This is a genomic window from Burkholderia sp. Ap-955 (assembly GCF_011753045.1).
Taxonomy (GTDB): domain Bacteria; phylum Pseudomonadota; class Gammaproteobacteria; order Burkholderiales; family Burkholderiaceae; genus Burkholderia; species Burkholderia lata_D.
In genome coordinates this window covers 1-12505 of the sequence record NZ_VWWH01000139.1, presented here as the reverse complement: position 1 = coordinate 12505, position 12505 = coordinate 1, and the positions used below count along the sequence as shown (strand labels likewise).

At 67.1% G+C, this 12505-nt stretch carries 10 protein-coding genes and 1 pseudogene; 5 read left to right on the top strand and 6 right to left on the bottom strand.

Annotation, left to right across the window (positions count from 1 at the left end):
- Window positions 1-183: 183 nt before the first annotated feature.
- A complete protein-coding gene (locus tag F3J15_RS35270) occupies window positions 184-1281 on the bottom strand; it encodes an OpgC domain-containing protein (RefSeq protein ID WP_089448440.1) in 1098 nt (365 codons plus the stop codon).
- Between the two features lie 382 nt (window positions 1282-1663).
- On the opposite strand from F3J15_RS35270, the gene F3J15_RS35265 reads away from it, so the two are divergent.
- Window positions 1664-2818 (top strand): porin, encoded by a 1155-nt coding sequence (locus F3J15_RS35265; protein WP_166897093.1) that lies wholly within the window; start codon window positions 1664-1666, stop codon window positions 2816-2818.
- A gap of 45 nt (window positions 2819-2863) precedes the next feature.
- Here F3J15_RS35265 and F3J15_RS35260 read toward each other — a convergent pair whose 3' ends face one another.
- Complete coding sequence (locus tag F3J15_RS35260; protein ID WP_069251847.1) at window positions 2864-3775, bottom strand: LysR family transcriptional regulator; 912 nt, start codon at window positions 3773-3775, stop codon at window positions 2864-2866.
- A gap of 140 nt (window positions 3776-3915) precedes the next feature.
- On the opposite strand from F3J15_RS35260, the gene F3J15_RS35255 reads away from it, so the two are divergent.
- Window positions 3916-4932, top strand: coding sequence for an aldo/keto reductase (locus F3J15_RS35255; RefSeq protein WP_166897090.1), 1017 nt, complete (start codon window positions 3916-3918; stop codon window positions 4930-4932).
- Window positions 4933-5016: 84 nt separating this feature from the next.
- Here F3J15_RS35255 and F3J15_RS38295 read toward each other — a convergent pair.
- Window positions 5017-5164 (bottom strand): annotated as a pseudogene (locus F3J15_RS38295) (3-oxoacyl-ACP reductase); the annotation flags it as partial.
- Window positions 5165-5350: 186 nt separating this feature from the next.
- Here F3J15_RS38295 and F3J15_RS35245 point away from each other — a divergent pair.
- The gene (locus F3J15_RS35245) at window positions 5351-6091 is read left to right on the top strand and encodes a sulfite exporter TauE/SafE family protein (RefSeq protein ID WP_166897088.1); all 741 of its coding nucleotides are present in this window, start codon (window positions 5351-5353) and stop codon (window positions 6089-6091) included.
- A gap of 112 nt (window positions 6092-6203) precedes the next feature.
- On the opposite strand, the gene F3J15_RS35240 is transcribed toward F3J15_RS35245, so the two are convergent.
- The 3 genes from F3J15_RS35240 to F3J15_RS35230 form a co-directional block, all read right to left on the bottom strand.
- Entirely contained in the window at window positions 6204-8378 is a 2175-nt protein-coding gene (locus F3J15_RS35240; protein ID WP_166897085.1) for a hypothetical protein, read from the bottom strand.
- A gap of 419 nt (window positions 8379-8797) precedes the next feature.
- Window positions 8798-9169 (bottom strand): ester cyclase, encoded by a 372-nt coding sequence (locus F3J15_RS35235; protein ID WP_240159216.1) that lies wholly within the window; start codon window positions 9167-9169, stop codon window positions 8798-8800.
- Window positions 9170-9215: 46 nt separating this feature from the next.
- The gene (locus tag F3J15_RS35230; protein WP_166897082.1) at window positions 9216-10112 is read right to left on the bottom strand and encodes a LysR family transcriptional regulator; all 897 of its coding nucleotides are present in this window, start codon (window positions 10110-10112) and stop codon (window positions 9216-9218) included.
- A gap of 510 nt (window positions 10113-10622) precedes the next feature.
- On the opposite strand from F3J15_RS35230, the gene F3J15_RS35225 reads away from it, so the two are divergent.
- Together F3J15_RS35225 and bla are read left to right on the top strand one after the other, a co-directional pair.
- Entirely contained in the window at window positions 10623-11483 is an 861-nt protein-coding gene (locus F3J15_RS35225) for a peptidoglycan DD-metalloendopeptidase family protein (protein WP_166897079.1), read from the top strand.
- Window positions 11484-11693: 210 nt separating this feature from the next.
- On the top strand, window positions 11694-12505 hold an 812-nt coding region (gene bla / locus F3J15_RS35220; protein ID WP_166897076.1), incomplete at its 3' end, for a class A beta-lactamase.

Here is a 12505-nt window from a genome sequence, read left to right as displayed (position 1 = left end):
GCGGTCTGGACGGCCGGCGGTGGCGGCGCGGGCGCTGCCACCGGCGCGGGCGGCGTGGCGCGGGCGGTGGCGATGGAGCCGGCGATCAGGGCGAGGGCGAATGGAAGGGCGAGTCGGCGCATGTCGAATCGTTTCAGGAGAGGCGCCGGCTATCGTAGCAGCGGCGCGTGACGGCGCGGCGCGTCATCGCCGCGAACGGAACGGCAGCCGCGCGACGAGCGGCCCGTAGAGTTTGGCGACGAGATACAGCAGGCCCATCGCAACGACGTCGGCAATCAGGCCGAGCTTCACGTCGAGATAGCCTTCGGTCGCCTGGTAGAGCACCGAATCGACCGCGAGCGAGATGGCGGTGCCCGCGACGAAGCACAGCAGCCCCTGCCGGCCGATCGTGCCGATCCACGGCATCGCGTGCGCAACCTTCTTCATCCAGCCGAGGTGGACCAGCTTGGCCGCGAGCCATGCGATCGCGAGGAAGTTCGCGAGCCGCAGCGCGCCGAGGTTCTGCTTGATCGACGGATCGGTCGGGAACGGCTCGATGCGCAGCCGGTAGTACGCGCCGGCCGCGACGATCGCGAGCGCCGCGGCCGTCAGCAACCAGCCCTGCGGCTTCGGCGCGAGCGTCTGGTAGACGGGCTGGCAGCGCGCGATCACGCCGAGCACGAACAGGAACTGCCATGCGAACGGATTGAAGTCCCACGGCGCGCCTTCGACGGTCGGCAAAAAGCGCGCGACGTGCGGCGCGGCGACCCACAGCGACCCGCTGAATGCGAGCAGCAGCCACGGCTGCGTGCGCGCGAGCGGCAGCGCGAGCGGGACGAGCAGTGCGAAGAACGCATACATCGGCAGCACCGACGCGAGGTACGGCTGGCGGCGGAACAGCAGGATGTCGCGCAGTGCGGCGAGCGGCTTGTGGAGCAGGCCGTCGAGATCGTTGGTCGGCATGTTCGGGCCGTCGATCGCGAACGCGTTCAGCGCGGCCGTGATCAGCAGCATCAGGCCGGCCGTCACGAGGAACGCGCGGTAGATCTCGAACGCGCGCCGGATGAAGCGCTGGCGCGCGGCGGCTTCGTCGTGACGCTCGGCGAGCGAGTTGTACGCGATCGCGGTGGCGAAGCCGCCGAGGAACACGAAGACCTCGGCCGCGTCGCACAGCGCGTACGCGTGCAGCGTCACGCGCGACAGGATGCTGCCGCCGATGTGGTCGACGACGATGACGAGCAGCACGAGGCCGCGGAAGAAATCGAGCTCGGCGTAGCGGCCGGCCCGGGCCGGTGCGGTCATCGGACCGCCTCCCGGCGCGGGCCGCGGGCGCGGCCGGCACGCGCCGCGCATGAATCGGGGGGAAGCATGACTTCGTGAAGAAATGACGAACGGATGCGCATTGTGCCACCGATGCGGTGCGCATCGGGTTTACGCGAATGGTCGCCCGTCGTGCCGCTGCCGTTAAGCCGGGTCAGGCAGTCTGCGCAACGGGGCAGTTGGACGAGCGCAACGGTTTGCGCAGGGTTCAGCTACCCCGATGGACGGACGGTTTGCGACGTGACACCATTTTGACCTCACGCGGCCGCACACCGCGTCGTCCGCCCTGCGGGCCACACATACAACAGACCAAACATTCGCCGGGCGCTTGACCCTGCCCGGCCCCCGGCTCCGGAGATCCGTCATGAAGAAGCACGTCTTTTTTACCGCCGCGCTAGCCGCTTTCGCCGCGCCGGTCTTCGCCCAGAACAGCGTGACGCTGTACGGTGTGATCGACGAAGGCTTCAATTACACGAACAACGTGAACGTCAATGGGGTCGGAAAAACGAACTACCAGCTGGCGAGCGGCTATGCGCAGGGCAGCCGCTGGGGCCTGAAGGGCAGCGAGGATCTCGGCGGCGGGCTGAAGGCGATCTTCACGCTGGAAAACGGTTTTGACGTAAACAACGGCCGGCTCGGCCAGGGCGGCCGCATGTTCGGCCGCCAGGCGTTCGTCGGGCTGAGCGCGCCGCGCTTCGGCACGCTGACCTTCGGCCGTCAGTACGACTCTGTCGTCGACTATCTCGCGCCGCTCACCGCCAACGGCAACTGGGGCGGCACGCTGTTCTCGCACCCGTTCGACAACGACAACACGGACAACTCGTTCCGCGTCAACAACACGGTCAAGTATGCGAGCGCCGACTGGAACGGCCTGACGTTCGGCGGCACGTACAGCTTCAGCAACAGCACCGGCTTCTCGAACAACCGTCAGTACAGCCTCGGCGCGCAGTACTCGCTGGCCGGGCTCCAGGTTGCGGCTGCATACCTGCAGGCGAACAACCCGGGCGTCGGCAGCGCGGGCGCGATCTCGGCCGACGATGCGAACTTCGTCGCCGACCGCCTGCGGATCTTCGGCGGCGGCGTCAACTACACGTTCGGCCCGGCCACGGTCGGCTTCGTCTACACGAAGACGGACGTGAAGAACCCGGTGTCGACCGTCTACCTGCCGGCGTCGACGTTCGCCGGCCTCGGGCTGACCGCGACGAAGTTCCAGAACTTCGAGGTCAACGGCAAGTACCAGCTCACGCCCGATTTCTATCTCGGCGCGCAGTACGTGTACACGGACGGCAAGTACGATGCCGCGGCCGGGACGTTCAAGCCGAAATACCACACGGTCGGCCTGATGGCCGACTACAGCCTGTCGAAGCGCACCGACGTGTACCTGCAGGGCGCATGGCAGAAGGTTGGCGGCGACAAGACCGGCACGGCGGCCGACGGCGGCTACGTGGTCGGCACGGACGGCCCGTCGGCTTCGTCGAACCAGTTCGCGGTGCGCGCCGCGATCCGCCACAAGTTCTGATCGGGCGGGCGGTGCCGAGGCCGAGCGCCTCGGCGCCGGCTGCCGTCAGTCTGCCCGGGGGTTGCCCCCGAGCGTTTCCGCAAGCCAGTCGACGAAGATCCGCACGCGCGGTGCGAGATGCCGGCCGGTCGGAAACACCACCGACACGGGCAGCGGCTCGGCGTTCCATTCCGGCAGCACCTCGACCAGCGAGCCGTCGGCGAGCAGCGGCCCGAGCCCTTCGCGCGGCGCCTGGATCAGCCCGAGGCCCGCAAGACAGCACGCGAGATACGCCTGCGAGCTGTTGACCGACACGACGCTGCGCATCTTGACCGCGTGCAGCTGGCCCGAATCCATATCCGCATATTCCCAGTCCAGCTCGCGGCCCGTGCGGCTCGAGAAATAGCCGACCGCGACGTGGTCCGGCAGTTCGTCCGGCGAGCGCGGCGTGCCGTGCCGCTCGAGATACGCGGGCGCCGCGCAGTTGATCTGCGCCAGTTCGCCGATGCGCCGCGCGACGAGCGACGTATCGGACATCGCGCCGACCCGCACCGCGCAGTCGATGCCATCGGCGACGAGATCGACGAAGCGGTCGGTCGTGCCGATCACGACGCGCAGGTCGGGGTAGCGCGCGTGGAAACCCGGCAGCGCCGGGATGACCTGGTTCAGCGCGAAGCGCTCGGGCAGGTCGACGCGGATCGCGCCGCGCGGCGTCGTGCCGGCGTCCTCGAACAGCGTCTCCGCATCGTCCAGATCGGCCAGCAACCGCATGCAGCGTTCGTAATAGGTCGCGCCTTCGGCCGTCAGCGCGACGCGCCGCGTCGTGCGCTGCAGCAGGCGGACCTTCAGGTGCTTTTCCAGATACTGGACGGCGTTGCTGACCGTCGGGCGCGGCAGTTGCAACTGCTCGGCCGCTTTCGTGAAGCTGCCGAGATGGGCGACGCGCGCGAAGATGCGCATTGCTTGCAGATGATCCATGCGGGTTGGGTGCGTGGGTGGAGAGGAGCAGGCTCCATTGTTAATCAGCGTCGAATGGATTGGTTGAGTGTTTCGCGTTTATCGCGCGCCGCGATGCGCCCAGAATCCGGCCTGTTCATTCATCACTCGAGGAAACGGATATGGAAACGCGTGAACTGGGCCGTACCGGCCCGCGGGTGTCGGCACTCGCGCTTGGCTGCATGGGGATGTCGGACTTCTACGGGCCGGCCGACCGCGACGAAAGCATCGCGACGCTGCACGCGGCGCTCGACCACGGCATCACGATGCTCGACACCGGCGATTTCTACGGGATGGGCGACAACGAGATGCTGATCCGTGATGCGCTGCGCGGCCGGGCACGCGACCAGGTGCTGATCAGCGTGAAATTCGGCGCGCTGCGCGATCCGGCCGGCGGGTTTGCCGGCTACGACGCGCGGCCGGTGGCGATCCGCAACTTCGTCGCGTACTCGCTGAAACGGCTCGGCACCGACTACATCGACATCTACCGGCCGGCGCGCGTCGATCCGGCGGTGCCGATCGAGGAGACGATCGGCGCGATCGCCGATCTCGTGAAGGCCGGGTACGTGCGCCATATCGGGCTGTCGGAAGCCGGCGTGGACACGATCCGACGCGCGGCCGCCGTTGCGCCGATCTCCGACCTGCAGATCGAGTATTCGCTGCTGTCGCGCGGTATCGAGGCCGGGATCCTGCCCGCGTGCCGCGAACTCGGGATCGGCGTGACGGCCTACGGCGTGCTGTCGCGCGGGCTGCTGGGCGGGCGCTGGAGCGCGGCGCGGGAAGGCGAGCGCGATTTCCGTGCGGCGAGCCCGCGGTTCCAGGGCGAGAACCTCGCGCACAACCTCGCGCTCGTCGACGCGCTGCGTGCCATCGCCGACGAGAAGGGCAGCAATCCGGCGCAGGTCGCGATCGCGTGGGTGCTGTCGCGCGGCGGCGATATCGTCCCGCTGATCGGCGCGCGCAAGCGCACGCAGCTTCAGGACGCGCTGCAGGCGATTGATATGCAACTAACGGTCAATGACATCGCTCGCATCGAAGCGGCGGTTCCCGCCGGGGCGGCTGCCGGTGAGCGTTATCCGGCCGCACAGATGGCGCACCTCGACAGCGAGCAGGGGCGGAGGGCATCTCAAGGGGACTGATCGGCGCGGATCGGTGCCTGTTTAGGAGCGGTCCTCTGTATTCGGCCCGAATTCGGATGCCGGGGCCGAAGCCGCGTTCGGGTTCGATTCCTGCGTGTCGCGCAACGATGCCTCGGTGCGTCCGAGCAGCGCGACGGTGAAACCGGCCTGGGCGAGTGCGATGGCCGCCCAGGCCGGTGCCGGAGCCTGCGCCGGTGACGGCCGCGAATTTCGTGGAAACACCGAGGGTGATGCATTCCCTGCCTGCGTTGACGTCGGCGGCGCGTGTTTCGCGGGCCCGCGGCGCGACAGCACATGGGCGCAGTCGCGCCGCCGCTCCATCCGGCAAGCCCTAGCCAGCCTCAGGCAAAACCAGATGGCGGGCGGCGCGATCGGGGTTCACCATCGGCGCCGTACTCAACCGGACGGAACGCCTTTCATGCACATTCATACGCTGACGATCATCGCGGTGGTCTTCCTGCTGGCCGGCGCGGTCAAGGGCATGATCGGCCTCGGGCTGCCGACGATCGCGATGGGGCTGCTGACGCTCGCGATGCCGCCGTCGGCCGCCGCGAGCCTGCTGCTCGTGCCGTCGTTCATCACCAATGTGTGGCAGTTGTGGCTCGGCCCGTCGTTCGGGCCGCTGCTGCGCCGGCTTTGGCCGCTGCTCGCCGGCCTGACGATCGGCACGCTGACGGGCGGGCTGCCCGCGCTCGCGGCCGGCAGCACCTGGACGCATGCGGCGCTCGGTGTGGTGCTGATCCTCTACGGGCTGTGGGGGCTGGCCGCCGCGCGGCTGCCGGCGCCGGGCCGCCATGAAAAATGGCTGTCGGCCGTGGTCGGCTACCTGACGGGTGTCGTGACGGCCGCGACCGGTGTGTTCGTCGTGCCGGCCGTCCCGTACCTGCAGGCGCTGCGGCTGTCGAAGGACGACCTGATCCAGGCGCTCGGGCTGTCGTTCACCGCATCGACGATCGTGCTCGGCCTGCAGTTGCGCGTGACAGGGGCGTTGGAGACGGTCGATCTCGGCGTGTCGGCGCTCGCGCTCGTGCCGGCGCTGGCGGGCATGGCCGGTGGGCAATATGCGCGGCGCGTGATGAGCGAGAAGGCGTTCAAGCGCTGCTTCTTCGTCGGACTCATCGCGCTCGGCGCGTATATGGCGACTTCGGGGTGGCTGTAAGCGGGCATCGCTGACGAGCCCGATGCCCGCTGTCCGCTGTCCGTGACGCGCCCGAAGCCGGTTTCGACATCAGCCGGCTTCGGGCGCGTTCACCGGACGTGGGTCACATCGCTCAGGCCGGATCGGCGTATTTCAGCGTCCACCCGAACGTGCGGGTCGCGCCCGCGCCGAGTGCAAACGGCTTCGTCGTGCAGGCGAAGTTCGAATGCAACTGGCCGATCGGCGTCGTCGACAGCGGATTCGTCGTGCCGTTCGCCGTATCGAAGGCCGACAGCGCGCAGGTGTCGAACCCGGACGCCGCATAGCCGGTCGCGGCGCTGTTCGCGTAGGTTACCGACACGCCGTCGCCGTTCGCCTGCGTCGACGCGAAATCCGCGAACGACGTGAAATCCGTCTCGACCGACAGGTTGCCGGTGAGCGTACCCGTGCTCAGCGTATCGCTGCGGGCGACCGAGCCGTGCGCGAACGTCAGCACCGTATGCACCTGCAGATCGAGATCCGTCGTGTACGCCGCGTTCTTCGACGCGAGCCGGAACTTCGCGGTATCGAACGACACGATCACCTGGCCGTTGCCTTGCTGGACGTTCAGGTTCTTGTAGTACGTGACGGGAATGTAGGTCTTCCCGTTGTACGACACCTGCGGCACCAGCAGTGCGTAGCCGAGATCGGTCGTGCCGTAGATCAGCTTGTCGGAGAACGGCACCGGGTAGTACGGCGTGTACGAGTTGTAGTCGGGCGCCTGGCTGAGGTTCAGGTTGATCACGCGCCGGCCGTCGCGCACGGTGACGAGCGCCGCGCTGTACGGATGCGCGGTGTCGCCCGGCTGGTTGTACCAGGTGAGCGTGTAGTGCGGCAGCGCGTCGAGCCACGCGTTGTAGTCCGTATCGGCCATCGGCGCCTTGCCGCCGAAGCCGAGCTTGTTCCACCACGCGTTCACGTACAGGTACTGGTGCAGCAGGCTGAAGTTCTCGCCCATCACGCGCGGCTTGCCGCGATACGCGTCCGTGCCGCGGCCCTTCACCCACATGTTCACCGAAGGCGTGGGCAGCGACGGGTCGTACCAGTACGTGTCGAACCGATGCGCGGCCTGGTAGATGAACGCATACGCAACCTGCTTCTCCTGGTCGGTCAGCACGCCGGCATTGGCCGCGGCCGTCAGCACTTCCATGAACGCCGAATCGCCGTACGGGCCGATCGAGCGGCCGTAGTTGAAGCCCTGGCCGTTCGCGTTCAGCTGCGGCAGGATCAGGTCGACCGACTTGCGCAGATAGCCCTTCAGCTCGGGCGTGAGGTTCGCCTCGTTGCCCATCTCGAACGTGCGCTCGGTCACTTCACCGATCAGCAGCGTGCTGTAGCGGTCGAAGCGCACCTGGTCGTAGTAGGTCGTGTGTGTGTTCGACGCCTCGTCCGAGAATCCGCCCGACGAGTCGTTGCGGATATGGTTCGTGAGCGTGTACAGCAGCGCGTCGCGCGCGCCCATCGTCGCGACCGACGGATCGGTCTTCGATGCAAACGACGGGCTGCTCCAGCCGAGCTTCTGGCGCAGCCCGGCGATTCCGTAGGACACCGCATAGTAGTTCTGCGCGGTGTTGAGCGAGGCGATGTCGATCGGCGTGCCGGCCGCGGGGCACGTATCGGTCTTGCCGCTCGCATCGGGGCCGAACATGTCGCAGAAGGTGAGCCGCCGCTGCAGCGTCGCGAGCATTGCGTCGCTGAAGACTTCGTTGAGCATCCCGTGCGCCTTCAGGTTGTTCAGCGCGACGAGATAGTAGTACTCGCCCCACGACGTATTCGCATACGTGTAGTTGCTGCCCGACTGCGCCATCATCGCGGTCGTGATCGTCTGGTACGTCGCGAGGTAGCTGGCGTATTGCGGATCGTTCTTCGACTTCATGTCGATCAGGATGTACGACAGGCCGAGCGCGAGCTTGCCCGGCAGGAATTTGTCGCCGGTGTTCGTGTCGAGCACGTGGACCGGCGTGCCGTCGCCGAGATCCATCACGACCTGCGTGAAGTCGGGTGACTTCCGGATCAGGTCGAACAGTGCGCGCATCTGGCCCATCATCGTGACCGGAACGTTCGTGCCGGCCGGCACGCTGGTGTCGGGCGCGCCGTAGACGAGCGCCTGCAGCGAGTTCGACGCGAGCGTCGGTGTCGTGGACGGGGGCGGCGAAGATGACGAGGGTGGCGGCGTGTCGGTCACGTCGTTGCCGCCGCAGGCGCTGACGAACAGGACGGAAAGGGCGCTGAACGCGGCGCCGAGCGCGAATCTGCTGCGCGGATGCATTGTGTCTCCAGTTTTGAATAGTGATGAAGGACGGGCGGGGGTGGCCGTTGCCGCGCTCGATGCCCGTACCCGGCCGCCGTCCTGCAACCCTGATCCCTGAAGACGGACGGCCTGAATCACCAATCGAGCGGGCAAGCGTTCTCCCGGCACGGGCCGTGACCGGCGTCGCGCGAAGACATTGGAAAACGTTTTCCAAATTTAGGCATCGATCGGCGTGATGTCAATGAACTTTCACGTCGGACGGGGCGGGAAAAACCCGGATGGTGGGCAGGGGAGTGTGAAGGGTTGGAGCGAAATGTTGAAGAATTTACCGGGATTTCTTCGTGATGAGATGAAGTGAAGCGCGGGATACCGATGCGGACACGACGAGCAGGATGACTATCCGGCGATGCGTACTCGCCGGTGTTTGAGAGAAAACGTTATCCATAAATAAGTATCGCGGTGAATTCGACGGACATCGGGGCATGGTGGCGACCGGCAGCCACGCTCTCGCAGAACGTGACCTTCCGGCCGTCGACGGCGAGCCCCATGAACGTCCCGCTCGGCGAACAGGCGAAGCGCAGCCGGCATGCGATGTGCGGCGGCTCGCACACGAGCAGCCGGATGTCGAAGCGGAGGTCGGGAATGTCGCGGAAGTCCTGTTCCAGCATCTTGCGGTAACCGGCGAGGCCGACTGGCCGGTTGTTGTGAATCACGTTATCGGAGACGTATTCGCCGAGCGCCGGCCAGTCTTGCCGGTTCAGGCAGTCGATGTACGCGCGGTAGCGGGTTGCAAGATCGGTGTCGGTCATGGCCGTGCCTCCGTGTGTCGGCGGGATGAGTGGGATGCGGCGCGCGTCACCGTGGCGTGGTTTCGCCGGACAGGAACGCGACGAACTCGCGCGTGTACTTCGGCAGCGCATCGAACGACCGCGCGCACAGCTTCAGCCGGCGATGGCTCCACGTATCGGACAGCTCGACGAGCCGCACGTCCATCGTCTGCATCGCGCGCTCGGCCGCATGGCGCGACACGATGCCGATGCCCACCCCGCTCGCGATCACGCGGCAGATCGCATCGAAGCTCTTCAGTTGCACGCGATAGCGGATCCGCTTGCCGAGCGCGCGCGCCTGGTCGGCGAGATGCACCTGCAGTGCGCTGCCGTCGGTGAGGCCGATGAAGTCGGCATCGGCGATCGAGTCGAACGCGACCTTGTCCTGCGATGCGAGCGGATGCGCGGCCGGCACGACGACGATCAGCCAGTCCTCGCGGAACGGCTTCTGTTCGAGCCCGCCGAGCCCGACCGAATCGGCGACGATGCCGACTTCGGCCGTCTTGTTGCGGATCGCATGCACGATCTCCTGGCTCGAGCGCTCCTCGACGCTGATCGACAGCTTCGGATGATGCGGCAGGTAATCGGCCAGCGCATCGGGCAGGTATTCGCTCAGCGACGCCGTATTGCACAGCAGCCGGATATGCCCGCGCAGCCCCTGGCCGTATTGCTGCAGTTCGCCGCGCATGTGGTCGATCTGCTGCAGCACGGTGCGCGCGTGGTGTTCGAGCGCGCGGCCCGCGTCGGTGGCCTGCGCGCCCGACTTGGTCCGGTGCAGCAGCGGCACGCCGAGCTCGTCCTCCATGCCGCGGATGCGCTCGCTCGCGGCCTGCAGCGTGATGTGGGTCCGCTCGGCGCCGCTCGTGATCGTGCCGGCCTCGCAGATATTCAGGAAGAGCCGCAGGTCGGTCAGGTCGAAACGCATGATGGGTGGGCGATCGTATTGGAATGGCCGATAAGTTAGCAGGGAACCGCGGCCGCGGTCTCAGGCGCAGCTTGAGGCCCGATTCGCGGGTTCCGCATTTTCGGGGCGCGATCGATGGCGGATCATGGCCGCACATCAACCGGGGAGCCTGTCATGCAAATCGATCCGTCGTGGGGCGTGTCGTTCAAGATCGCGTTGCACGTGCTGTTCCTGTGCATCGGCATCGCGTGGGCCTGTTCCGAACTCGCCGCGTGGTTGCGCTGAACGTCGCGGCGATCGCCGCCTCGCACCTATTGAAACAAATTCGTCATAGTGTCCAGAGACGAAAATTCTTCCGCTTTCCTGCAAAAAGACCATCAAGTTTTCCTGAATCGGACCGTATTACCGGTAGCGAATGCCGGCCGGCATCCGGTTCGTGATCGTTTGTCATCATTGTTTGCATCCGGTTACACGTCGGCCGTTCCGTTTTTGAGATGCTTGAAAGATTGTCAAACCGGAGTCGGATCGTCCATGAAAACGCGCGAGATTCACCGCAACGCGGCGTGGCTGCCAGGCCTGGCCGCCGTGCTCGTCATGGCCGGTTGTGCAAGCACGCAGTCCGTTCCGCCGAGCGACACGCTGGCGGGACAGTCGTCGCCGTCGAGCCAGCTCGCCGCTGCGCCGTCGACCGCCACCCCGCCGCCGGCGCCGATTCTCATCGCGCAGAAGTACGTCGTGAAGCGCGGCGACACGCTGACGGGCATCGCGTCCGCGAACGGCTGCAGCATTGCCGACCTGCGCACCTGGAACAAGTTGGGCGCGAACGGCAGGCTGCGCATGGGGCAGGCGCTGCGCATCGTCAAGCAGCAGCCGTTGCCGGCGCCGGGCGCGGCCGGCACGCAGGGGGCCGCATCGTCGGCGTCGGGCAATGGCGCAGCGGGCAACCCGGCCGCCACGCAGACCACCGCGTCGAGCGCGAGCGACCGTCAGGTCGTCAAGGAAACGAAGCGGCATGCGGGCGGCGTCGCGCTCAAGTGGCCCGCGAGCGGCAAGATCGTCGACGGGTTCCGGCCGGGGCAGAATCGCGGTATCCAGATCGCCGGACGGCCGGGCGACCCCGTCCGCGCCGCGGCCGATGGCCGCGTGATGTACGCGGGCACCGGCCTGAACGACTACGGCAGCCTGATCATCGTCCAGCACAACGCGGATTTCCTGACCGCCTATGCACACAATCGCAAGCTGCTCGTGAAGACGGGCGACATCGTGCGCCAGGGCGACGAGATCGCCGAGATGGGCGACCTCGACAATTCGCGTGTCGCGCTGCTGTTCGAAGTGCGACGCGACGGCAAGCCGGTCAATCCGATGCCGTACCTGCCTTCGTCGCAAGGGTGAAGCAGGGCCGTTTCGCTGGAACGTCGCGGCGGTCGCTGCTACGCTAGGGTCTGTTCATGCGAGTCCCGCGCTTCGCGGGGCCGACGGTCGTCTTTCGGGGATGCGCGGCAAATGCCGTCGCGGGCCGGCTGTCGGCGTGATCGGGTGCGCTGCTTCACTGCATGCCCGAGCTGCTTCGTGCCACCGATTCCGACAGAACTCACGACATTCATGGAACACTCTCCGACACGCCGCTCGCTGTTGCTTGCCGCCGTTGCCGCGCCGTTCGTCGCCGCGTGCACGTCCGCGCCGGTCGCCGACCAGGGGCGCGCCCATACCGCCCAGGCTGAATTGGCCGCGCTCGAGAAGGCCTCGAATGGCCGGCTCGGCGTCGCCGCGCTCGATACGTCGAACGGCGTACGCATCGCTCACCACGCGCGCGAGCGCTTCCCGCTGTGCGGCACCTATGCAGTCGTCGCGGCCGCCGCGATGCTCGCACGCGGCTCGCTCGACGCGTCGCTGCTGCCGCGCCGCATCCTGTACCGCCGCTATGAAATCGTGTCGGGCTCGCCGATCACGGAAAGTCACGTCGACACGGGCATGACCATCGAGCAGCTTTGCGTGGCGATGCTGCAGTCGGGCGACAAAGGCGCCGGCAACCTGCTGATGGGCGTGCTCGGCGGCCCGCAGGCCGTCACGTCGTTTGCGCGCGAGAGCGGCGCCACGTCGTTCCGCCTCGATCACTGGGAACCCGAACTGAACAACGCGGCGCCCGGCGACGAACGCGACACGTCGACACCGGTCGAGATGGTCGACACGCTGCAGCGGCTGCTGCTCGGCGACACGCTGCAGGAGCCGCAGCGCACGCAACTGACGGAATGGATGGTCGGCGGCGCGCGCGGCGCGACCGGCATCGCGGCGGGCGTGCCGCCCGGCTGGCGCATCGCGGACAAGGCCGGCACGGGCGGTTACGGCACGACGACCGACGTCGCGGTGCTGTGGCCGCCGTCGCGTGCGCCGATCGTGATGGCCGTGTCGTTCAC